The organism is Pradoshia sp. D12 (genome assembly GCF_008935075.1).
Taxonomy (GTDB): Bacteria; Bacillota; Bacilli; order Bacillales; family Pradoshiaceae; genus Pradoshia.
On sequence record NZ_CP044545.1, the window covers coordinates 2,033,006 to 2,055,986 of the forward strand.

A 22,981-nucleotide genomic window follows, 5' to 3' on the forward strand; every position below is an offset into this window, starting at 1 on the left:
CTGATAGAAAAAACATTCAAAAACTGGACAAGCAGCTGTCAGTCCTTAAGATAAAATTTGCACTCATCTTCCATTAAGAAAGATAAATGCAAATGATTAATAATTATATTTTACCTACTAGGTCCAGGCTTGGCTCAAGTGTTTCTTCACCAGGAGTCCATTTTGCTGGACATACTTTATCACCGTGTTCTGCAACAAACTGAGCAGCTTGTACTTTACGCACAACTTCTTCAGCATTACGGCCAATACCTAGGTCGTGAATTTCATATGCTTTAATTTCACCCTCAGGATTCACAATGAATGTTCCACGAAGCGCTTGACCAGCTTCTTCAATTAATACTTCAAATTGACGAGAAAGAACATGCGCCGGATCTGCAAGCATAGGATATTTAATTTTGCCGATTGTATCTGTAGCGTCTGCCCATGCTTTATGTACAAAATGAGAGTCCGTAGATACGGAGTACACTTCGCAGTTAATTTCTTTAAGGGCATCATAATTATCTTGCAGGTCAGCTAATTCAGTTGGGCACACAAAAGTGAAATCAGCTGGATAGAAGAAAAAGATTGACCATTTACCTTGAACATCTGAAAGACTTACTTCTTTAAACTCTCCATCATGGTAAGCCTGTACTGTAAAATCCTCTAATTTTTTATTAATAAGTGACATATCGTATATCCTCCTAAACAATATCATCATCTAAGTGATGTTTAATACTATATTATAATAATTATTAAAAAGAAATTTGTCAATTGCTTATTTATAATTATTATCATATTCCTTTAAAATTTTCCGCTCTTTCCATTAGGTAAACTCAATAAAAACTCTCTATATAAACGGTAATCAGGATCAAACATAATTACTGTCGATACAGTAAATTTATCAATTGAATTGTATTTTAATGATAAAACGTGAGGGAAATCACCGAATTATATTATATAAATATAATTTATTTTGCTTTTTTCTTTCACTTGCTAGTATGCCCAAAAACGTTCATTTTTTTCATCTGTTTATGTTTCAATACAATCTATTTATCAAGGTACTTTTTATCTTCATTTGAAGGTTTTGTTTTATAAAAAGAAGAGCCACACTGGCTGTAATAGTCCCTTTGCAGCCAATAATCATCAAAGAAAAAAACGTGTGATTAGTCACACGTCCTGTTGTTGATTATAAAATTTTCTCCATATACAACCGATCCTCACCGTCTCCGAATTCACCATACCTTAATTCATTTACAGTAAAACCGATGTTTTTATATAATTTAACAGCAGCCGTGTTTGCTTCGCTTACAGTTAAACTGACTTTATGAAAACCATCATCCCTCAGAATGCTCAGAACCTCATGTAAAAATTGTGTCCCCAATCCTTTCCCATGCTGATCTGACCGTACATAGTAGCCAAATATATAAGCTTTATCCGGCTGATTATAATCTCTCATACATTCACAAACCGCAACTGGTCGTTCATCCCCCTGTTGTCTATAAAGGATTAGTTTTCCGTATCTCGCCAAAGGAACCAGTGTTTGTTCATCTACCGCTCCCAACCCAGGAAATGCATCCTTTTCGAGCTCCATCATCATGTTCTGCTGTGCAGGCGTTAGGGATTCGGGTATTTCAATGTAATACATCGAATTCGTTTGTGTCATGATTTTTTCCTCTCTTCTACCTTTAGAAATTCTATATTTTTTAAGGGCCATGTTTGTTCCGGGATATTTTTATAGGGTAGCTGTGCGATGTTATTAGCGGCCGCGCCCGGTGCATCAACATAAATGACTTCACTTATCAACGGATCAAAAGCTGCCCTGAAATGATTTTTAGCTTTCAATATCAAATACCTGTACGCACTTGGTTCTATCCCAATATGACGAAAAAGTTCAGGATCATTAGCAGACATAGGTCTTCCAATTAGGAGAATATCTATATTTCCTACTCGAATCCAACAAGCACCCTTAACATCTACTTTCAAATCTTTATTAAATGGTCCACTATTATAAAATACACCATCAGTTAACCTGATAACAGTCGCTTGCACATTAACCGGTAATCCAAACTCAGGATAGATTTTCCCGCCAAGTGACAGTTGGACGGTTCCACCAACTCCCACACTCCTGCATATATCAATTGCCTTAGAATCCGTTAATGCTCCAAAAAGCGTTTTCTCTCTATTGTATTCTATACATTCTCTCAAAAGCTTCGTTGTATCTCCACTGCCACCGCTCAACGGATTATCAGAAATATCAGCTAATGCGATTGGTTTATTTTTCTTCATTGCTAACGCAAGCTGAAATGCTTCTTTAACATCAGGCAATTTGACGATAAATTCTTCCCTTAGTTTCCAAAATATTTTGGCCAAGTCACTGGCAGTACGTTCGGCCAACAACTGATTTTTAGCAATTACTATCACACTTGCACCTGCGCTCGGTACATCTGAATATGGAAATCCACCAAATACGGAAATGTTTAAAATACCATCTTCCTCTTCATAACGGTGAGCAAGCTTCATCATTTTTGCCATTGGACCTTCCATTGTCTTCATATTGATTGAGGGAAGCAGCATGGGAATTTTAACACATCTCGCTACATAATCTACGCCAAGCGAAAGATGATTCATTAATGCATTCGCGGCATTTACTCCTTGCTCATACATATCAATATGCGGATAGGTTTTAAATCCAAAATGATAGGGTGTAATTCCAACGATGGCCGGACTAATATTGGCATGTAGATCCAGGGTCGTTGCAATCGGGATATCTACCCCAAGTTTTGCTCTAATCTTTAAAAGTAAATATTCTTCTGCATCATTAATTCCCTCAATGACCATTGCTCCATGCAGGGCAATCAATAATCCATCAAGCTTTCCTGCCGCTTCCATTAAACCCATAAGCTCTGTTTCAATTTCTTCGTATGTTTCATAGGTTACCGGACCCGAAGGAACAGCTGCTGCACAAAGAAGGGGGACTATCTCTACCTCTTCAAGTTTCCTCAGAACATCAATAAACCCGCCAACCTCTGTCCTTGTATTTGTATAAACGTCAAAAATTTGGTTCCCTTTAAAATAACCCTCATTCTTAAAATCCTGAATAGTCGTCTTAGTTCTAGAGAAACTATGGGATTCATGATAAAAAAAAGCTATTCCAATCCTCATTTGTTTCACAAGGGAATCCCTCCTATAGATAAGTCATATACACTGATTTCCATTCCGTCATACTATCCAAAGCATGATGGGATACTTCACGATGGCCATTCCCTGAATACTTCATCCCGCCAAACGCAACACCAATTTCAGCATTAGCAGTTCCGTTATTCACATAAACCAATCCACTTTCAATTTCAGCAGCAGCTCGGTTGGCAATAGACAAACTGCTTGTGAAAATGGATGTCGACAGTCCATATTTCGTATCATTATTAACCTCAATCGCCTCTTCATAGCTGTCCACTTCAATAAAGGCAAGAACAGGTCCAAATATTTCTTCTTTAGCAATCGTATGTTCCTTTTTCACATCACTGAAAATAGTTGGTTCAAAAAAACACCCTTCTTCGTTCGCTAATTTCTTTCCTCCACACTCCAATAAGGCTCCTTCTTCTGTTGCTATCCTCACGTATTTCTCAACCACCTTCATTTGCTGCTCATTTACCAAAGGACCTAAGTCAATATTTTCACTAAGACCATTACCTAGTTTCAATTCCTTCGTTAACTTTACGACCCTTTTCAATAAATCCTCTTTAATCGATTGTTCAACAATAACCCGGCTTGTCGCCGTACATTTTTGCCCAGTTGTTCCATATGCACCTTTAACAATACACTCTGCTGCATAATCTAAATTAGCGTCCTGTAGAACAATTGCTGCATTTTTCCCACCTAGCTCAAGGGAAACCCTTTTTAATTGTTTGGCACCTACCTGTGAAAGCAGCAAGCCTACTTCAGTAGAGCCTGTAAAAGAGATCACTTTGACATCTTCATGTTCAGCAAGCTGCATTCCCACCTGACTGCCGCTCCCTGTAATGAGATTTAAAACCCCATTTGGGAGACCAATTTCATGAAAGACTTGCATAAATATACCTGCTGAGAGTGCAACCTCAGAAGCTGGTTTCCACACAATCGTATTCCCACTGATTAAAGCAGCACAAATTTTATAAGCGGCAAGCGCTACCGGAAAATTCCATGGAGTGATACATGCAACTACACCAAGCGGCTCACGATTCATCGTAATCGTTCGATTGTTGTTGCCGGAAGCAATGGTTTCACCATACATTCTGCGACCTTCCCCAGCCATATAGCGGCATGTTTCTATGACGACATTCACTTCCCCGCGTGTTTCCGCCAGAACTTTCCCCATTTCTTTGGTCATAACTTCGGCTAATTGATCTCTTTTTCGTTCAAATAATTCTGCTGCCTTCCATAAAAATACAGCACGTTCCGGCGCGGGTGTTCGTCTCCAGCTTTTAAAGGCAAGGTGAGCATGCTGTACAGCCTGGTCTACCTGGCTTGAAGTTGCGATTGCATACATACCCACCGCTTCATTCGTTGCAGGATTCTTGCTTTCCCGATAATTCTGATTTAAATCGTGAGTCCAATGACCATTCATGTAAAGCAGCTGTTTTGTAAATTCTTTGGACATTTATTAAATACCCTCCTTTACCACGTCTCCAATAACGGTTTCGAGAATGGTTAACCCAGCATCCAATTCTTCTGTTGATATATTTAATGGCAGCATGAGCCTGATGGTTTGCCCGTTAACTCCGCAGTTCATGATTAGTAAATGCTTATCCAGGCATCGTGCTTTGATAAGCGGCACAATGGACTTTTTATCGGATTCATTGAATTCAATGCCAATCATCATACCGATTCCGCGGACTTCTTTTATTGGCTCGTATCCTAGCAAACTATTTTGCAGCCTATTAACAATTTGCTCACCGAGTTCTTTACTCCTCTTTACCAGATTCTCTTCTTCAATCACCTGTATACTTGCTAGGGCAGCTGCACATGAGATTGGGTTGCCTCCAAACGTGGAGCCATGCCCCCCTACAGGCCATTTATTATGTAAATCCCTATTTGCCACAATTGCACCAAGAGGCAGTCCGCCTGATAAAGCCTTTGCTAAAACGAGAATATCTGGAGTTACTCCTGAGTGTTCCGAAGCAAACATCCGCCCAGTTCTGCCAAATCCTGTTTGAACCTCATCAAATATTAATAAAATACCATGCTCATCAGCAATACTCCTTAATTCCTGTAAAAACAATGGAGGTGCGGGATAGTAACCGCCTTCCCCCAAAACCGGTTCAACAAGTATAGCAGCCACTCTCGATGGGTCAATATGTAAATCAAATAACGAACGTAATTGGTTAATACAATAATTTGTCAAATCAGCATTATCGATATTTTTTACTAAACCGGGATATGGATAAGGTGTATGGTAAACCTCTCCTACCAGCGGTTCGTAGTACTTTTTATATTTACTGCTTGATCCTGTTACAGTAGTAGCACCTAACGTACGTCCATGAAAGGACCCATTGAAAGCGATAATTCCCGGGCGGTCAGTAGCCGCACGTGCCAGCTTCAATGCTCCATCAATGGCTTCACCGCCTGAATTTGAGAAGAATACAGTATCTAAATTACCTGGCGTGATTTGTGCCAGCTTTTCAGCCAAGCCGATCACAGTCTCGTAATAGCCATAATTCAAACCAAAATGAACGAGTCGCTCCGCCTGTGTTTTTATAGCGTTAACGATTCTTTCATGAGAATGGCCGAGTGCATTAACTGCTACCCCTGAAACAAAATCAATATACTCTTCTCCATCCTTCGTCCAAAAACGTGCTCCCTTACCTCGATCTATAATTAATTCCGTCACTCTTGTGCTAACTGGAGATATATGTTTTCTCGCTTTCTCTGTTAATTCAGTAACTTTTTCAGAATGACTCATGATTTACTTCCCCCTCGAATACATAAATTGTTGCAGAGCAAGTTCTAATATATTTATGATTGCATCGATTTCTTCCCTGGAGACTGTTAAAGGCGGAGCAATTAACAAATGATCACCTTCATAGCCATTGATTGATCCACTTCCAGGATAAAAGACAGCTCCAATTTGCATGGCAATCCGATTAATCACTTCAGATGTTGAGCTAGAGGGAGGGAATGGGTCTCCTTTCGGACTGGAAGCAAATTCAATGCCTATCAAAAGGCCTTTACCCCTTATATCCCAAATGACAGGGTAACGGTCCTGAAGCAGTTTAAGTTGTTTAATTAAATATTCACCCTGCATAACTACGTTGGGAAGGATTTTATTGTGAGCTAATTTTTTCAGAACTGCCAATCCGGCAGCGACAGAGACCGGATGGCCACTGTATGTATATCCATGCGCAAATTTCCCCTTGCTGTTTTGAATAATCCCTTTAATTAATCGATCGTGAACAATCATACCGCCAAGAGGCGAATAGCCGGCTGATACTCCCTTGCCAAACGTAATAATATCCGGTATGAAATCAAAATGCTCTACAGCAAAATAGGTCCCTGTTCTCCCAAAACCCGTCATCACTTCATCTGCAATCAAAAGAATATTATAATCGTCACATAACTTTCTGACCTCTTTAAAATACGAGTCTGGCGGACTTACACTTCCCAATTGGCTCCCGACGATTGGCTCAGCTATGAAGCAAGAAATTTGTTCCGGACCTATCTCAATAATCAACTTTTCTATATCCTTAATGCATGACCAATTGTGTTGTTGATTGCAATCATCGAGATTTCTTTGGTATGGGCATCGTTTACAATGAGGGGAATAAACATGTTTAAAATCAAGTAGATTTTGAGTGTATACCTGCCTTCTTTTAATATCGCCTCCAGCAGACAAGGATCCTAAAGTATTCCCATGATAAGATTGCCATCTGCCAATCACAATATGTTTTTCCGGATTTCCTGCACCTTTATGATATTGCTTTGCAAGTTTAATAGCACTTTCATTCGCCTCCGAGCCGCCACAGGTGAAATAAACCTTGTTTAATGGAACGGGAGCAATCTCCGCAATTCTCTCTGCCAGAAGATGCAATACCTCGGTTTCAAAACGCATCGAATGTACAAAGGCTGCTTTTTTTGCCTGTTCAGCCATCGCTTCAGCAATTTTCACATCCCCGTGACCTAAATTTGCGGCAACAGCACCGGAGCATGCATCAATATATTGCTTGCCATCCTGATCGTATAAATAAATCCCTTGCCCATGCGTTATGATTGGGTATTTATTCGTAAAATCACGATGAAATACATGGTCAGCCATTTGCGTCTCTCCATTTCATAGAGATGTTCTATCATTTTTCTACATACAAGATATGCTTAAAAAGCAAGTTCAAGACTTTTTTATGCTACATATCAAAGCCAACAAATTCACTGTTTAATTGAATTCTGAAATCCGCTTCCGTTTTTTCTTTAACAGTTTCCACTGTTATTCCTGGACCAGTTTCCACTAAAATAAGCCCCCTATCATCGACTGCAAATACGGCCAATTCAGTTATAATGAAATCCACTCTGCGCTCAGATGTAAGCGGATAATTAAGATTCTTAACGAGCTTCGGCTTCCCCGCTTTTGTTGTATGTAAGGTTGTTACGATAATTCTTTTAGAGCCCTCTAATAGATCCATCGCTCCTCCTACACCCAAAACCGCTTTTCCTGGAACTGCCCAATTTGCTATCCTGCCCATTTCATCCATTTGCAGAACACCCAAAATCGAGACATCAATATGGCCCCCACGTATCATCGCAAAAGATGATGCACTATCAAAATAAGATGCACCAGTCATGACAGTTACAGGAAGCTTTCCTGCATTCACCAAATTGGGATCTGGTTCATTTAATGGGGTAGGTCCCACCCCAAGAATCCCATTCTCTGTATGTAGAAATACGGATAGATGAGGAGCGATAAAATCTGCCACCAATGTTGGAATCCCAATCCCCAAGTTGACAATATCACCATTTCCAAGGAATCGTGCAGCACGTTTGGCAATCGTCTCTTTTGCACTCACAACGACTCCTCCTTTAACACTAAGTAATCAACATACAAATGAGGTGTGATAATTTCCTCAGGATCGAGTTCTCCCGCTTCTACTATTTCATCAACTTCAGCAATCACGATATTCCCGGCCGTCGCCATAGCAGGATTAAAATTCCGGGCAGACTTTATATAAATTAAATTACCAAGTTTGTCTGCTTTATAGGCCTTAATCAGTGAAAAATCAGCCTTCAAAGAATGTTGCAATATATATTTATTATCATTGAATTTTTTTTCTTCTTTCCCATTTGATAAGTCAGTGCCTACTCCAACGGGTGTATAGAATGCTGGTATTCCAGCTCCACCCGCACGAATCGCTTCTGCCAGTGTGCCCTGCGGCAGAAGTTCAATCTCAAGCTCTCCCCCCAAATAAGCCTCCACTACATCCGGGTTGGATGTGAAATAAGAACCTATCCCCTTTCTTACCTTCTTTTTTTGAACAAGCACTCCAAGTCCCCTGCCTGGCTCACCGAGATTATTGCTGATAATTTCAAGATTATTTATCCCTTTTCGGTCAAGAGCGTGTACCAATGTTATTGGACATCCCACCAATCCAAAGCCCCCAACCATGATACGGGCTCCGCTCTTTAGCAAGGATGCTGCTGCATCAGGTAAAAGTACTGGTTTCAACCTATTCACCTCTGTCCATTTCATTTTAATAAAAACGCCAAAGAATATAGCTTTTCTTTGACGTTGAATAACTGAAATCGCTTACATATATTTTGTCTATTTGAAATAGTTTCGCTTTAATAACCTTGGTACTTTCATCAATTCTTCAAAATGTACAGTGCCTGTTAATTGTTTTGTATTAATGAGCAATAAATGGTCCTCAATCTCCTCAGTCTGTTCATCCGTTAAATATTCCATTTGGCAATTGCCACAATGGATGGCTGGTGTTTCCTTTATTTCTAGTGATTGCGTTCCATCTGGCAGCTCCCAAAATACAGTGGTATTGGTCTCAATTGCCCCATCTTGTTCACACCATTGGCATTTCATACTTTTGAATCCTCTTGATCAGTTTTAGTTGTTTTTGTTTGTTGGGCCTTGAATTTCTTTTCTTTTAGAACGTCCCGTTTATCTCGTTGATCTTTAAGTGATGTATGCTCCGGGTTTTGTTGATAGGCGCTGCGCTTATTATATCTTTCTAAACCATCCGGTGTAATATTAAACTTTTCATCATCCATAATAGACAAGATACCTGTGCTGTTGTAATCTTCATATACATTTGGGTATGTTTGTTTGAAATATTCATCTGCACGGCCGGACACATAGTTCTCAGGTTCTGGATATGATGTAATCACACCTTCAAAATTACGTAAGATCACTTTATTTGAACTTTGTGAAATGATGTAGTTCGGCTGAAGCGGTATTTTTCCACCCCCGCCTGGTGCATCAACCACAAAAGTCGGCACAGCATATCCGCTTGTATGACCGCGCAGCCCCTCCATAATTTCTAAGCCTTTACTAATAGGAGCTCTGAAATGTCCAATTCCTTCTGATAAATCACATTGGTAAATATAATAAGGACGAACTCTTATTTTGACTAAATCATGCATTAATTTTCTCATGATTGGGACACTGTCATTAATCCCAGCCAAAATAACCGCCTGATTGCCCACAGGTACTCCCGAATCAATAAGCAGCTCGCAGGCACGCTTTGATTCTTCTGTAATTTCGATCGATGTATTAAAATGTGTATTCAGCCAAACGGGATGGTACTTTTTAAGAATGGTACATAAATCTTTAGTGATTCTTTGCGGAAACACGACCGGGGCTCTAGTTCCAATACGAATAATTTCTACATGAGGAATGGCGCGTAAGTTTTTTAATATATATTCCAGTATACTGTCATTAATGAGAAGGCCATCACCACCAGAGATTAAAACATCCCGGACTGCCGGTGTTTGGCTGATGTAATTGATTGCTTTATCTAACTGTTTCTTCGGAACTCCCATACCAATCTGACCAGAAAACCTTCTTCTTGTGCAATAACGGCAGTACATGGAGCATTGATTTGTTACTAAAAATAAGACGCGATCCGGATAACGGTGAGTTAACCCTGGAACTGGGGAATCCTCATCTTCATGCAAGGGATCCTCTAAATCATACACCGTTTTGTGGAGCTCTTTTCCTATAGGAACTGATTGCATACGGATTGGACAGCGCTCATCATCAGGATCCATTAAAGATGCGTAATAGGGCGTTATATTCAAGGGAATCGTTTTAGTTGAGATCCGTACACCTTCTTCCTCTTCTGGTGTAAGGTGAATCACCTTTTTTAAATCATCAAGCGTTTTGATGGTGTGGGTTAACTGCCAAATCCAGTCATTCCACTGATCATCCGCTACATCCTTCCATAACTCAATTTCACTCCAATGGCGTTTAGGTTTGTATAAATTATAGTCCACTATTCTCCCTCCCATGGTACGTATTCCATAACATCTCGGCTATGTGAATGGATAATTATTCGAGCTTTGCTCAGAAAAACCAAACCGGTGGCTTTATTGTTATTCGATTGGTAAATTGTTCTCCATCTGAATGGTAAGCTCATTCTAATTCATTCAGCTCCTGAGCTGATCGCTGAAAAGAAGTCTCCTACGGAATGAAAAGTTAACATTTAATTTGGATTTACAGATACAAAATCTAATATATGAGTGAATAAAAATATGGTGTATTTAACCCAATCTCAACCTATCACCTCTAACCTTACACTGTCAATGACGAAAAATTTTGACAATTTAAGTCGAAAGATATTCATATTTTTTATGACAAATAAATAAAGCAGTTCAGCTAAAAACTGAACTGCTTCGACAAATTTTATAGTTGATTAAGAGCTTCCTCAATCGGGGTATCACCTGATATTAGATCAAAAGAACGATTATAGCTTGCCTCATTTGTGAGGGAAGCGAAAATTGTTCGTGCCACATCCTCACGCGGTATCGTTCCAGCCTTTATTGTATCCCCAGTACGGATTTTCCCGTTTCCAGGTTCATTCAGCAATCCACCAGGTCTTATAATCGTATATGTTAATGAGCTGTTTTCCAGAATTCGATCTGCATAATGCTTGGCAACATAATAAGGTTTAATTTCATCGCTCCAGTTTTCGCGGTTGTTAGCCTGAAGTGCACTGACCAAAATAAATCGTTTGATTCCAGCCTTTTCAGCGGCTTCCATCATTTTTATTGCACCATCAAGATCAATTAATAGCGTTTTGTCATGACCTGTGCTTCCTCCTGACCCAGCTGTAAAGCATATCGCATCTGATCCTTCAATTGCCTTCGCCAAATTTTCTACACTATCTTCTAAATTAGCAAGAACAGTTTGTATTCCCTTATTTTCAAATGATTCTGCCTGTTCTTCCTTTCTGATCATCGCCGTTACATTGTGTTGTCCATCTTCCTTAATGAAGTGAACCAATTGATTGCCAATTTGTCCATTTGCACCAACTACTACTATATTCATAGAAACAATCACCGTCCTATCCAAACATTCAGCCTTCATTTACTGCAAAATCATGATTTTGATCCAGACAATAGTCAAGAATCCACTGCCATTTGCCAAAACCGGAGTCGATATTGATATGACCTTTATTCACAACCAAAAGTTGTATAATACCCAAGTCTTTATAAAATTGACTGTCTTCAACAGAGCAATAAGAATCGTTTGTGGATTGAATTTGCAGTGTATGATCAATAGACTGTATTAATTCTTTACCCTTAACTGGAAGGGGAAAAAACCTTTGGATGATTTCATGCTTTAAATAGGGAGAGGGCGGTGCCACTAAAATAACACGGTTAACCGATTTTTTTATCTTATGAGCATTTTTGAGAGCAAAATGAAGCCATAGGACACATCCTAAACTGTGAGCAACAACGGTTATATGGTCTGAGGTAATAGTTTGAAAGGTATCTTCCAATTTTTTTATCCACTTATCTTTATAAGGATCATCATATTCAGGAAGGGTCGGATAATAAACTGTTTCACCTGCATCCACCAGCTCATAATACAGCCAGGATTGCCAATGTTCAGGTCCGCTTCCGCCAAGTCCATGTATTATGAGAAAACTTCGGTCCATATTAACCCCTCCTTTTACCGATTTTATTCCATACTAAGTTTATCAGATTAATATATTTTATGTCTACTTTTATAGTAATCAAACTTTTTCCAAAAAATAAACCGGTACAGAGTGAATATCCTCTTTGTACCGGCTTTCGTTAATTTAATTGGTTATCCATGTGGTCACTTCATCAATAGATTTTCTTGAACCTTCTTTAGGATTCATATCTGGATATCCTAAATAGATAAACCCAGTTACAGCACCATCCTCAGAGAGATTAAAAGCCTTACTCATCCGTTTATCATGGCATTGTTTCCCGGTTCTCCATACGGCACCCAGTCCAAGAGCGTGAGCTGCCAGCAGGATATTTTGTGTAGCTGCATGGACAGCAGCGTATTCTTCTTCAATCAGAACCTTTTCATTCTTCACTGGTTCAACGGCAGTCACTATGATAACAGGAGCACGATAGGGATTCTTGCTTACTTTTTCTAATCTTTTTTTACTTTCTTCTGACTCAAGATCATCTAATTCAGATTTCAGGATATCCACTAACACATCACTGAGGATTTTTCTGCCATCCTCTTTCAAAACAAAAAACTTCCATGGTTCTGTACGATGATGACATGGTGCCCATGTTCCCGCTTCAATAATTTTATGTATGAGCTCATCAGGTATCGGCTCATTTTTAACCTTGCCAATACTTCTTCTTCCTTTAATGGCTTCAAATAGTTCCATAAACATTACCTCCCTATCTATTTCTCTCTATATTTTGTAAAATTTAGTTACTACTATACTATATATCCCTATGTTAGAAAGTACAAAAATTTCTTCTTCTCAAACAAAAAAGAGCAAACCAGTAACGGCTTGCTCTTAATCATTTATACATAATTATTCAAATTTATTTTTAATTTTATAATCTTTCTTTAAATCTTCCAACCATGTGCTGTACTCAGAAGATATCTTTTCGCTTAGAGCGGCTTCTTTAGCATCCTCTTTTGATTCTTCATAAGTGGATTCTTTAGCTTCTTTATGGCCTGTAGCTTTAATAATGTGGTAGCCATATTCTGATTTAACCACATCACTTACTTCATCAACTTCTAAAGCGAATGCTGCTTTTTCAAACTCTTCTACCATTTCTCCTTCAGAAATATAGCCGAGCTCTCCACCATTTTCAGCAGATGCTGTATCAGTGGAATTTTCTTTGGCGAGTTCAGCAAAATCCTCGCCGTCTTTGATTTTTTTCAATAATTCCTTTGCTTTGTCTTCGTCTTCAACAAGGATGTGGCTAACTTCAACTTGTTCAGATTGATCATAATTTGCTTTATTCTCTTCATAATAAGCTTTTACTTCATCCTCAGTGATTTCAATATCTTCCTGCATTAACTTTTCGATTTTAATATTTACCGCTATATCCTCTTTTAAATCATCAAGAGTTAAACTGCTAGCTTCAAGTGCTGATTTTAAAGCATCCTCTCCACCATAGCTTTCTATATATGCATCTACTTCTTTATTAATTTCACTATCATTAACTTTTATATTGCGCTCATCTGCTTCCTTTTCAATAACCTTCATCGTAACTAAGCTATCTACAGCAGAAGCTCCATACACATTGGCCATTGTGTCATATAATTCACTTTTAGTAATACGGTCGCCATTGACACTGCCTACTGTTTGAGATTTAGTATAAGCATATGCCCCGCCAGCTATAGCTGCAGTTAATACGGCAGCTGCTGCAATACCAGCAATCCATTTTTTATTTTTACGTTTTTTTGTTTGATCTGTTTTTATTTCAGTAGCTTTCTCTTCTGTATCTGAAGTATTCTTTGTCTCGTTGGTCATAATATAACTCCTATCGAAATAAAATTTATGTTGTCTGTTAACAATACTATAATCATATAATGTGTCAGGAATATGTCAAATATAAAATACCCACTGTCAAATATTGTTTAGTCAATGAAACAATGAATATTATTAGCATTACTATATGTAATATTATCTAATATAGTATATAAAAATATCATAAAGTGAAAATATAACCACTAGTTGAATTTGCACTGTATGTTTTCACTCCCTAAAGGATACTGGTCTACAAAAATAGATCTTCAATCATTAATTTTCTAACATAATAATATGTTCCAACCTTGTCCTAAAGTATGGTTAGACGATTAAAAATAAAAACTCCTTTTCAACTATATTTAAGCACTTTGTGTGAATTAGATTCATTTACGCATTAAAATGAAGATAATAGTAAAATAAAGGGGACTTTATAATGGCAGAGCATCAATTTATTTTAGAGGCTGTTTGGCCTGGATTACGAAACGATATAGGAGAAATACATACTAAAAACCTTCATACTAAAGTTTCGATACCGGAGGAAATGGATGGACCTGGAATCGGAACAAATCCTGATGAAATGTTACTTGGTGCTGCAGCAACCTGTTATATTATTACGCTGGCAGCCATGATGGAACGCAGCTATTTAGAAAAAGAAGGGTTAACCTTACAGTCAGCGGGAATTGTCGATGTAACAAACGGTGTGTTTACCTATAAAAAGATCATTCATCGGCCAACGATTATACTAAAGGACTCTGCAACAAAAGAAGATATCGGACTTGTCCAAAAACTAGCCCAAAAAGCTGAAGCATCCTGCATGGTCAGCCGTGCTCTCAAAGACAATGTAGACATAGAATTAGAAATCACGGTTAAGCGTATTTCTGAATAATGGTTATATACTCTAGAAGATTTTGAGTTTATTCAATCCTAATATCCGTAATAAACAAGAAACAACCTGAGCCCATATGAACTCAGGTTTGTTTATTGTTTATTTAGAGTTGATCTGGAGTACGATCAAGTCCCTTAACAATAGGAATCTCAGTTTTAGCCAACTCTTCTTCAAGGTTTATTCTGGGACTGACGCCTGAATTTTTACCTGCAAAGCTTTCAATTAACTCTTTCATGTCGATACCGGAGGATGCTTTTAATGACTCTTGTAAAGTTGCCATTAAATTCGTCGCATATCCGGTCACTTTATTGGCGCCGCCGCCTGTACCGCCGCTCCCTGTATCAACAATCGTAATTTTATCAATACTGCTCAGCGGTTTAGCCACTTCCCTTGCATATTCCGGAAGCATTTTTAACATCATATCCATAACAGCAGCCTGACCAAATTGCTCGAAGGCTTCTGCGATTTTTTGCTTTGCTTCCGCTTCCGCCAAACCTTTTAAACGAATGATATCCGCTTCGGAAACCCCTTGTGCTCTTTGTGCTTCCGCTTTTGCAAGACCATCTAAACGTACTCTCTCTGCTTCCGCTCTCGCCATTGCTTCGATGCGATATTGATTGGCATCGGCTTCAGTTAATTGCTTTGTTTTTTCCGCAGAAGCTGCTTGTTCAACTGCGTAGCGATCTGCATCCGCCTTTTTCTTCACTTCAGAATCATATTGCTTTTCACGGCGTAAAATTTCTTTTTCTTCTAATTCAATCAGCTTCTGCCGCTCAATGATTTTAATTTGCATCTCTTGTTCCGTAACATCTTGCTTAGAACGTGCAGTCTCCAAATCATATGCCTGATCGGCTTTTGCTTTAGCAATATCCTGTTCACGTCTGAATTCAGCAATTTTCAATTGATTTAATTTTTCTGCCTCTGCGATTTCAGTTGCACGTTCAAGTTCAGCTTTTTGCGCTTCCTTGGATGCTTCAGCCCGTTTGATCCGTGTTTCTTTATCGGCTTCGGCTGTTGCGATATCCGCATCCCTTTTCACCTGAGCTATTCTCGGTTTACCAAGCGATTCCAAATATCCATTTTTATCACGTACATCTTTAATTGTAAATGAAACGATAACCAATCCCATTTTCGCTAAATCCTGTGAGGCAACCCTCTGCACTTCCTGTGAAAATTTTTCACGGTTTTTATAGATTTCCTCAACTGTCATCGAACCAAGAATGGAGCGTAGATGCCCTTCCAGTACTTCTCTTGCTTCCTGTTCACGGTCATCCTTCGTTTTCCCTAAAAATTGTTCAGCAGCCGTTGCAATTTCAGAAATGGTATTACCTATTTTAATAATGGATACACCATCGGCCATTACCGGCACACCCTGTTCGGTATATACTTCCGGTGTTGAAACCTCTAATTTACTCGATAATAAGCTCAACGGCTCAGCTTGCTGGAATACTGGAAGAACGAAGGTCCCTCCTCCGCGTACAATTTTGATTCGATTTCCGGATTCATCAATATGTACATTTTTACTGCCTAAGTAACTGCCCGTGACAATCAATGCTTCATCAGGACCAGCTGTTCTATATTTTGTAACAAAAACTCCTATAAGGGCTAATAAAATAAATACCACTGCACCAACAATACCGTAGATTAATGTCATACTACTCCCACTCTCCTATCCCAGTTCATTTAATTCTTCATGTGGACTGACATGCAGAACACCATTTTGGATATCAATGATTAATACCTTTGTCTCAGATGGTATCGCTTCTTGGTCAAAACTTACGGCCGGCTTTGAAAACGTTCCGCTTTTACTTGTTATTAATACTTCACCATACCCATTAACAGGTACTGATGTTATCACTTTTCCCAACCGTCCCTTTAGTTCATCCTCGGTTATCGTTAAAGATTCATGAGCTGCCGACAAGGGGACTAAAACGAATAGATTAATAATAGAGACAAGTATAAAAGCAATTGCGAAGGAAATAAAAAAAATGGGAAGTGCCCGCAATGAGGTTAAAGAAACAAGCACATACCCTGATCCGCTTGCAATGGTCAAAAAGCTTAGTATAAGGGTTGGGTTTAAAAAGTCAGGGAGGTCTAATCCGGCAAACAGATCATTAAATAATATGAAGAAAAACGTAAGGATACCGGATATAATCAGTGAATATAAGAAAAAATCAGCTAATTCCACCCCTAAAAATTCCATACTAATCAACCCTTTATCAGTTATTTTTCGCTATTCAATGAATCCTTTAATCTTTGTAATTCTGATTCAACTAATTTTTCGGTTTCCATCTTTTTAAACTCATTATCAATTTCAAGATGATTACTTTTAAGCTCTTTACTGACTTCCGCTTCTGCTTCATATTCCATTACTTTTTGTTCCATTCGTTCAAATCCAGCTTTGGCCGAATTTCGACTTTCTGTATGGAAAGAACGATTTACTGAAGTTTGCACTTTAGCAGAAAGCGCTCTTGCCTTTAATGTATCTCTGCGCATCACAAGTTCCTGATAATCAGCTTTCATTTCTCGCAGTCGATTTTGCAAATCCTTGACATTTTGTTTAGCCTGTTCATGCAAATTCTCCAATGAGGCAAGCTCAATCCCGAGCTGAAGTTTGTTTTCTAAAGCTTGTTTTGCAAGCGTCTCTTTACCAGCTTGAATGGCTTCCATTGCCTGAGTATTACGTTTTTCAATCAGTAATTTTAAATCGGTGATTTTTCTGTGGGTTAATTTCTCCTCAGCCATGACCTTTGCAGTTGTCTTCTCTGCTTCTTCAATTTCATGATTCATTTCTCTTAGGTATTGGTCGGCCATTTTAATGGGATCTTCTGCTTTTTCAATGAGTGCATACAATTCTGAACTGACCACCGTCTTCATTCGTTTAAAAAACTCAAACATCTTATCAACCTCCTAGGATAATCTTACCATTTTATACGGTTGAATATCACTGAAAGTTTCAATTATTTTACAATATTATAATAATTCAAAAAAATTTTATTAATGAAATACGATAGTTATTCACACCATGAATAATCTAATCATGCTTTTTGCTCAATCTTTTACTCCGCAATAGCCTTTATAGTAAGCTTAAAAAATAACAACATAGTTATTCTGAAAGGAGATTTTCATTGAATATAGAAAAACCAGAATCAATCGATGCAATTATAAGTGACTTAAATAATGAAATAAGCTACTCTTTAACTACTCTTTCACCGTTTAAAAAAACACCGGAAGAGTTAAAGGCGGCCAGCCAATTGGCTACATTAAGAGATTCAGATATAATGGCTATTTCGTCAATGGCTCGTATATTGATTTCTCAAAGTCAACACCAAACAGATCAAGAAATAGCATCCAAACTAATAAAAGAACTATCCAATTCTCATCCGAATCGTTTCATCAAAAAAATATGCAAAAAGATGGCAAAGCAAAAGTGGGGTGAAAAACATGAGACAGAATGACCTTCATCATTTATGGGAGAAAATTAAGCCAATCACATCAGATCCCATTATCCAAAAACAATTCTGGAGCATTCTTGTCAAACTAATTAAAAACGAACGAAATCTTCAAAACCAACTCCCCATTCAGAAGGAAGAAGTGTAAAAAAGGTTTCCAGAAAACCTGGAAACCTTCTAAGTACCTATTTCTTTTCTTGCACGCGGATTGTGTACGGTGACAGAGAAGCAGAACCTTGAGCATCTTTTAATTTTATATAATAGGTACCTTTTTTAAGACTGATATTTAAAACTTCTGTATCATTTCCAGCATATCGGTCAGAGCCGGCGATTTTTTTGCCATTTTGATAAACCTCAAAGGCTCCATCCAATTCCCTGCCGCCACTTAAAGTGATTTGACCGCTGAAGGCTTTATCCACTTTAAGCTTGTACCAATCTTCATCATTTTTCTTTGTATTAAATGCGTTAAATCGGCCTGTTTTCTCCCATTTTCCCTTCGATTTCTTAAAGCTGATTGGTTTTGATGGTTTATTTTTCTTAATAACAGTCCCGGCATCTTCATCTTTGTGATTCACTTGACTGAGCTTAAACGTATATTGAGTTAAAGAGAATGGTAAATATTCCCCATCACCCATAATCGCGATAAAATACGCTTTACCCTTTTGGAAATAATGTGAGCCATATGCACCTGCAGGATCATAATAGGAATCTATATATTTAATCGTATCTAAATCCGCATCATCTACATTCTTGTTATTATTTTTATCTTCCATTACGGCAATATACGAATAAACATCACCTTTAACTAGTGCAGGGAGTCCTGGTGTGCTTGGTTTATTATTATCCACCGTTAATGCATAGTTACCAGATGCTTTGGCTGTGTATCTAAACAGATCCGTATCCGATAATTTTGCGTAATCTCCTTTAACAGTAGTACCAGGAAGAGTCTTTACTTTTTTCATAGAATCGTTGTTCTCGTATTTATCAGCAGGCTTACCTACCAATCTTGATTCAAAGAAATATTTATCCGTAGAATAGGAATCAGACATCCAATCCATCTCAATCTTCATATAATAGGTTTTTCCAGCTTCAAGTGAGGCATAAAACGTATTAAGCTTTTTGCCGGTAAATGGATCATAATTATCAGCAACTGCTTCTAGTAAACGGATTTCATTTCCGTCTTCACCTTCAGATTCAACGACCTGATAAATGGAGTACGAATGTTTAGCTGTACCTAAATCAAAGGCATGGATTCCTGCTGATGTTACATTGACTTTATACCAATCTTCATCATAGCGTGACTGTAAATAACCCGATTTTTCACTTGTTAATTTATACGGAATGGCCATTTCATTCAGCATTTCAATTACTTCATCGTCGCCTTCTTCTTCCCAATATTCTTCATCATCACCAACATATTCTTCTTCTTCGTCATACTCTTCATCACGATCATAAATGGAATGAATTCCATCCTCGTCCGCTGGCATTTTGACTAGGCTGGCCTTGAAAATATAGGGATCACCGTTTTGTCTGATTGCACCAGTTATCTTGGTAGCCGATGATTCGAATCCTTCTGAAAGGATAAAAAAGTCAAAGAAACTTTCGGAATATCCTTCATATTTGTTAGAAATTTTAATGGTATAGGTTGTTTTAGGCTCAGCAGTGAATACATCCTGTTCACTTTCTCCGATGGTGCCGCTGTTAATTTCCTGTTCAAGAATATTAACATGCGTTGGCTCTTCTTCTGAGTTACCATCCTCTATGTCTCCATCTGCTTCCTTACTCATACCCTCACCTTCAGTAATTTCCTCCTTTTCTTCCAACTCCTCTTCATCTCTAATGTCTGTCAAAGCATAGACAAACATGCTGACGTCTGCACCAGGTGTACCATTTACAGAAAGCTTAATGTTTTCCTCTTTTTCACCCGTTGTAAATTGAAAATAATCATCATCTCCATTTTCGCCAACAAGATGCATTTTTTTACCGGTAGTATCATATGACAATTTTGGTATTATAATCGGGTTTTCTTTACCGGATTCATCTTTTGAAACAGTTACTTTTTTGAATACTAATTCATATTCAGATAATTTGCTTCCGGCCACATCGTAATTTCCGCTAATATCTTTAACACCAACGGTCAAAGTACCATCGTATGGTGCTTTAAAGTAATAACCCTCTGTTTTACCTTCAGTGACATCATCGATTTTTTTCGTGCTTGATTTATCCTTTCCATACATATTCACAAGTAATTGGGAATCAAACACTTTAGATCCCATTAAATTGATTTGATATGTTTCACCTTTTTTTACGGTATGCTTAATCCAGTGCTGTTCCAAAGGTTTCATAAATGTTTTTTTCACCGTATAGCTGCTGCCAACCGTTTTAGCACTTTTCATAATTGTATCCTTATTCCACACGGCAGTAGTTAAGGATGGAATTTTTTTAATATCAAAGCTTAAAGCAGATGATGGGTTGATTAGTCCATATCCATATTTCTTATCGTAGCCCTTCGTACTCAAATCGGTAGCTGTTTTCTTCAAGATGTATTCTACCTGTTCCGGTTTTAATTTAGGATATTTAGATAATAATAAAGAAACCGTACCAGTCACCATTGGAGCTGCCATCGATGTGCCGCTAAATGAAGCAAAAGTCGATTTTTTCTCATAATCATAGATTGGTGCATAAACATTATCCCCAGGTGCTACCAAATCTGTCGATACACCATAGGATGACCAGGATGTCAGTGTTTTGCTTTTATTCACAGCACCGACACTAATGACTCCTTCATATGCAGCCGGGTAACCTTTCATATCAGATCCTTCATTACCAGCCGCAGCAACAATCACAATTCCAGCCGCTTTCGCTTTTTTGATTGCGGCTTCAAGAACCGGTGAACTGAATGGGCCACCTAAGCTTAAATTAATTACCTTCGCTTTCTTTTTAATCGCATATAAAACACCTTCTGCGATATTGTAATCATACGCACCCCATTCTCTATTAAATACATCAATAGATAAAACCGAGGCATTTGGATTTATGCCATATCCGCCAATTCCATTATTCTTCTCAGCTGCAATTATGCCGGCTACATGTGTGCCATGATCCTCCGGCAATGAGGCGTTAACTGGATTATGGACATTATAGCTTGATACAATTTTGTTTTTTAATTCAGGATGATTTTTATCAATTCCCGTATCAATCACAGCCACCAATACTTTATTTTTCCCTGCTTTTTTCTGTGCCACAGGTAAGTTTAACAGCTTGTTATAATATTGTTGACTGATCTTAGGATCGGTTTTGACAGAAGAAGTTTTATACTTTACGCTCGGCGAAATCGATGTGACCGAATTAGATTTACTTAATTCCGTGTAAGCTTGTTTAGCTGCGGATGCTGTTTTAAATTTTACAACTGAATAACCAAGGTTCCCGCCAGCCTTCATCACTTTCCCCTTATATTTGGTCAGGGTTTTCTTAGATAACGATCCACTATGCTTAATAACCAAGGTGTCTGCCTGAATATATTCGTCATATTTCTTCGTTGTTGGTTTGTAAATTTTTTCGGAACTGCGGATTTCATCTCCCTTTTGGTTTATTGAACTCACCTTTGCCGCAGCAAATACCCCACTTGTACCCGACGTGAGCAGCAATGCGGTAGCGGCTATGACAGCTACTATCTTTTTCATTCTTTCTCCCCTTTTTGTCTTCACTGATTTTTAAATTGAAGACTATTACCATTTCGTTACATTTATGTAAATAACCTGCTGTTAATTATGAAAAAGATTCGACAAAATTCTTTCTCTGCTATTTTGAAATCGGCAAAAAAACTGTTCAGCATTTATGCCAAACAGCCAGTTATAATTTAAGGTGATTTTATTAATTAAACTGGGACCAAGGTAATATGTATATATTGCATCAGAAAAAATAAGCAATACAGCAGAAGTGCAGCATCATAGACGATGACTGCACTTCTTTTAATTTATCAATTGCTTCTCCGGTTCAACGCTCGTTCAATCTTCTGCCGATCCACATCTTCCACCCAATCCTTATGTTGTTCATATAGCGGGCGCAGTCGTTCAGCGTCTATAGCAATAACCTCACACCCACGGTCATCATAGACAAATAAAATAAGGTCTTTAGTGATGTTCACTAAGAAGACATCCGGATAATGAATGGCGTCCCCTCCGAATCTTGGCTTTAGAGGAAAATCTTCGTGAGTTGCTGCTTTTAATAATTCAGTTATGCGTATGTCTTTTGTTTTACACAATAAGGAAAATTGCTGCGTTTCATATTCTTCTTCATCTAACTCAAAAGGATATGGACATGTTCTCACCTGAATATGATTTAAAGAATTTCTATACTTTAGAAAAGGTTCATATACCTTCAACTTTCTCGTATGCTTTACATTAGTTTTATACGTGTACATATTCGTTACAAGGAATACGTCATCATATTGCTCAAATAATTGATTAAAGATCGTATCAAGTTGCTTGTACACTAGCCTAAATCTTTCACAATTTAGTTCACCATTTTTTTGAACTGATAATTAGTGCCACCGAGCGTAAAGTGGATTCCTATGTCCCATTGATTATATATACTTGGCATTAATTCGATAGATGGAAATTTCTCCTTCAGATAGTCTATTACTTTCAAAGATTGATTCTCTCTTTCTATTATTAAGTGTATGGCCAATCTTACTAATTAAATAGAATTATTAA

General features: G+C 38.1%; 21 protein-coding genes and 1 pseudogene. 3 read left to right on the forward strand and 19 right to left on the reverse strand.

Annotation, left to right across the window (positions count from 1 at the left end; genetic code table 11):
• Window positions 1-103: 103 nt before the first annotated feature.
• The 14 genes from ahpC to F7984_RS09850 form a co-directional block, all read right to left on the reverse strand.
• Window positions 104-667 carry an alkyl hydroperoxide reductase subunit C gene (gene ahpC, locus F7984_RS09785; RefSeq protein ID WP_066103636.1) on the reverse strand — a complete coding sequence of 188 codons (564 nt, stop codon included), beginning with the start codon at window positions 665-667 and terminating at the stop codon, window positions 104-106.
• Window positions 668-1,165: 498 nt separating this feature from the next.
• Window positions 1,166-1,642, reverse strand: a complete 477-nt coding sequence (locus F7984_RS09790; protein ID WP_066103634.1) for a GNAT family N-acetyltransferase — start codon at window positions 1,640-1,642, stop codon at window positions 1,166-1,168.
• Window positions 1,639-3,141 (reverse strand): M81 family metallopeptidase, encoded by a 1,503-nt coding sequence (locus tag F7984_RS09795; RefSeq protein ID WP_225983725.1) that lies wholly within the window; start codon window positions 3,139-3,141, stop codon window positions 1,639-1,641. The genes F7984_RS09790 and F7984_RS09795 overlap by 4 nt, the downstream gene beginning before the upstream one ends.
• 22 nt (window positions 3,142-3,163) lie before the next feature.
• Window positions 3,164-4,615 (reverse strand): aldehyde dehydrogenase family protein, encoded by a 1,452-nt coding sequence (locus F7984_RS09800; RefSeq protein WP_140461499.1) that lies wholly within the window; start codon window positions 4,613-4,615, stop codon window positions 3,164-3,166.
• Between the two features lie 3 nt (window positions 4,616-4,618).
• Entirely contained in the window at window positions 4,619-5,917 is a 1,299-nt protein-coding gene (locus F7984_RS09805; protein ID WP_140461500.1) for an aminotransferase class III-fold pyridoxal phosphate-dependent enzyme, read from the reverse strand.
• 3 nt (window positions 5,918-5,920) lie between these two features.
• A complete protein-coding gene (locus F7984_RS09810; RefSeq protein WP_066103627.1) occupies window positions 5,921-7,267 on the reverse strand; it encodes an aminotransferase family protein in 1,347 nt (448 codons plus the stop codon).
• Between the two features lie 85 nt (window positions 7,268-7,352).
• Window positions 7,353-8,009: a 3-oxoacid CoA-transferase subunit B gene (locus tag F7984_RS09815; RefSeq protein ID WP_066103624.1), complete on the reverse strand. Its 657-nt coding sequence runs from the start codon at window positions 8,007-8,009 to the stop codon at window positions 7,353-7,355.
• The gene (locus F7984_RS09820) at window positions 8,006-8,665 is read right to left on the reverse strand and encodes a CoA transferase subunit A (protein WP_225983570.1); all 660 of its coding nucleotides are present in this window, start codon (window positions 8,663-8,665) and stop codon (window positions 8,006-8,008) included. The genes F7984_RS09815 and F7984_RS09820 overlap by 4 nt, the downstream gene beginning before the upstream one ends.
• 96 nt (window positions 8,666-8,761) lie before the next feature.
• Window positions 8,762-9,031 (reverse strand): YokU family protein, encoded by a 270-nt coding sequence (locus tag F7984_RS09825; protein ID WP_066103622.1) that lies wholly within the window; start codon window positions 9,029-9,031, stop codon window positions 8,762-8,764.
• The gene (gene ablA / locus F7984_RS09830; RefSeq protein WP_140461501.1) at window positions 9,028-10,443 is read right to left on the reverse strand and encodes a lysine 2,3-aminomutase; all 1,416 of its coding nucleotides are present in this window, start codon (window positions 10,441-10,443) and stop codon (window positions 9,028-9,030) included. The genes F7984_RS09825 and ablA overlap by 4 nt, the downstream gene beginning before the upstream one ends.
• 409 nt (window positions 10,444-10,852) lie before the next feature.
• Window positions 10,853-11,497 (reverse strand): SDR family oxidoreductase, encoded by a 645-nt coding sequence (locus F7984_RS09835; protein WP_140461502.1) that lies wholly within the window; start codon window positions 11,495-11,497, stop codon window positions 10,853-10,855.
• A 28-nt stretch (window positions 11,498-11,525) separates the two neighbouring features.
• The gene (locus F7984_RS09840) at window positions 11,526-12,110 is read right to left on the reverse strand and encodes an RBBP9/YdeN family alpha/beta hydrolase (RefSeq protein ID WP_140461503.1); all 585 of its coding nucleotides are present in this window, start codon (window positions 12,108-12,110) and stop codon (window positions 11,526-11,528) included.
• A gap of 144 nt (window positions 12,111-12,254) precedes the next feature.
• Window positions 12,255-12,827 carry a nitroreductase family protein gene (locus F7984_RS09845; RefSeq protein WP_066103616.1) on the reverse strand — a complete coding sequence of 191 codons (573 nt, stop codon included), beginning with the start codon at window positions 12,825-12,827 and terminating at the stop codon, window positions 12,255-12,257.
• A gap of 153 nt (window positions 12,828-12,980) precedes the next feature.
• On the reverse strand, window positions 12,981-13,931 hold the full coding sequence (locus F7984_RS09850) for a peptidylprolyl isomerase (RefSeq protein WP_077248015.1): 951 nt from the start codon (window positions 13,929-13,931) through the stop codon (window positions 12,981-12,983).
• Window positions 13,932-14,361: 430 nt separating this feature from the next.
• On the opposite strand from F7984_RS09850, the gene F7984_RS09855 reads away from it, so the two are divergent.
• Window positions 14,362-14,814 carry an OsmC family protein gene (locus F7984_RS09855; RefSeq protein WP_066103613.1) on the forward strand — a complete coding sequence of 151 codons (453 nt, stop codon included), beginning with the start codon at window positions 14,362-14,364 and terminating at the stop codon, window positions 14,812-14,814.
• Between the two features lie 103 nt (window positions 14,815-14,917).
• Here the strand turns inward: F7984_RS09855 and F7984_RS09860 are convergent, their stop codons facing one another.
• The 3 genes from F7984_RS09860 to F7984_RS09870 are packed head-to-tail and all read right to left on the reverse strand — an operon-like array spanning window position 14,918 to window position 17,712.
• Window positions 14,918-16,468, reverse strand: a complete 1,551-nt coding sequence (locus F7984_RS09860) for a flotillin lipid rafts scaffold protein FloT (protein WP_066103610.1) — start codon at window positions 16,466-16,468, stop codon at window positions 14,918-14,920.
• Window positions 16,469-16,483: 15 nt separating this feature from the next.
• Complete coding sequence (locus F7984_RS09865) at window positions 16,484-17,017, reverse strand: NfeD family protein (RefSeq protein WP_066103608.1); 534 nt, start codon at window positions 17,015-17,017, stop codon at window positions 16,484-16,486.
• A 20-nt stretch (window positions 17,018-17,037) separates the two neighbouring features.
• Entirely contained in the window at window positions 17,038-17,712 is a 675-nt protein-coding gene (locus F7984_RS09870; RefSeq protein ID WP_140461504.1) for a PspA/IM30 family protein, read from the reverse strand.
• Window positions 17,713-17,942: 230 nt separating this feature from the next.
• On the opposite strand from F7984_RS09870, the gene F7984_RS09875 reads away from it, so the two are divergent.
• Window positions 17,943-18,272, forward strand: a complete 330-nt coding sequence (locus F7984_RS09875) for a hypothetical protein (protein ID WP_066103604.1) — start codon at window positions 17,943-17,945, stop codon at window positions 18,270-18,272.
• On the forward strand, window positions 18,259-18,414 hold the full coding sequence (locus F7984_RS19065; protein ID WP_175354253.1) for a hypothetical protein: 156 nt from the start codon (window positions 18,259-18,261) through the stop codon (window positions 18,412-18,414). Before F7984_RS09875 ends, F7984_RS19065 begins: the two co-directional genes overlap by 14 nt.
• Before the next feature lie 37 nt (window positions 18,415-18,451).
• Here the strand turns inward: F7984_RS19065 and F7984_RS09880 are convergent, their stop codons facing one another.
• Window positions 18,452-21,949 carry a S8 family peptidase gene (locus F7984_RS09880; protein ID WP_140461505.1) on the reverse strand — a complete coding sequence of 1,166 codons (3,498 nt, stop codon included), beginning with the start codon at window positions 21,947-21,949 and terminating at the stop codon, window positions 18,452-18,454.
• A 296-nt stretch (window positions 21,950-22,245) separates the two neighbouring features.
• A pseudogene (locus tag F7984_RS09885) lies at window positions 22,246-22,868 on the reverse strand (DUF3885 domain-containing protein).
• Between the last annotated feature and the right edge of the window lie 113 nt (window positions 22,869-22,981).

Coding starts and splice junctions, on each gene's coding strand:
- F7984_RS09845 (WP_066103616.1), bottom strand. CDS start 12,827: ATGGAACTATTTGAAGCCATTAAAGGAAGAAGAAGTATTGGCAAGGTT.
- F7984_RS09840 (WP_140461503.1), bottom strand. CDS start 12,110: ATGGACCGAAGTTTTCTCATAATACATGGACTTGGCGGAAGCGGACCT.
- F7984_RS09860 (WP_066103610.1), bottom strand. CDS start 16,468: ATGACATTAATCTACGGTATTGTTGGTGCAGTGGTATTTATTTTATTA.
- F7984_RS09850 (WP_077248015.1), bottom strand. CDS start 13,931: ATGACCAACGAGACAAAGAATACTTCAGATACAGAAGAGAAAGCTACT.
- F7984_RS09805 (WP_140461500.1), bottom strand. CDS start 5,917: ATGAGTCATTCTGAAAAAGTTACTGAATTAACAGAGAAAGCGAGAAAA.
- F7984_RS09800 (WP_140461499.1), bottom strand. CDS start 4,615: ATGTCCAAAGAATTTACAAAACAGCTGCTTTACATGAATGGTCATTGG.
- F7984_RS09795 (WP_225983725.1), bottom strand. CDS start 3,141: ATGAGGATTGGAATAGCTTTTTTTTATCATGAATCCCATAGTTTCTCT.
- F7984_RS09835 (WP_140461502.1), bottom strand. CDS start 11,497: ATGAATATAGTAGTAGTTGGTGCAAATGGACAAATTGGCAATCAATTG.
- F7984_RS09825 (WP_066103622.1), bottom strand. CDS start 9,031: ATGAAATGCCAATGGTGTGAACAAGATGGGGCAATTGAGACCAATACC.
- F7984_RS09810 (WP_066103627.1), bottom strand. CDS start 7,267: ATGGCTGACCATGTATTTCATCGTGATTTTACGAATAAATACCCAATC.
- ahpC (WP_066103636.1), bottom strand. CDS start 667: ATGTCACTTATTAATAAAAAATTAGAGGATTTTACAGTACAGGCTTAC.
- F7984_RS19065 (WP_175354253.1), top strand. CDS start 18,259: ATGAGACAGAATGACCTTCATCATTTATGGGAGAAAATTAAGCCAATC.
- F7984_RS09865 (WP_066103608.1), bottom strand. CDS start 17,017: ATGGAATTTTTAGGGGTGGAATTAGCTGATTTTTTCTTATATTCACTG.
- F7984_RS09870 (WP_140461504.1), bottom strand. CDS start 17,712: ATGTTTGAGTTTTTTAAACGAATGAAGACGGTGGTCAGTTCAGAATTG.
- F7984_RS09790 (WP_066103634.1), bottom strand. CDS start 1,642: ATGACACAAACGAATTCGATGTATTACATTGAAATACCCGAATCCCTA.
- F7984_RS09855 (WP_066103613.1), top strand. CDS start 14,362: ATGGCAGAGCATCAATTTATTTTAGAGGCTGTTTGGCCTGGATTACGA.
- F7984_RS09880 (WP_140461505.1), bottom strand. CDS start 21,949: ATGAAAAAGATAGTAGCTGTCATAGCCGCTACCGCATTGCTGCTCACG.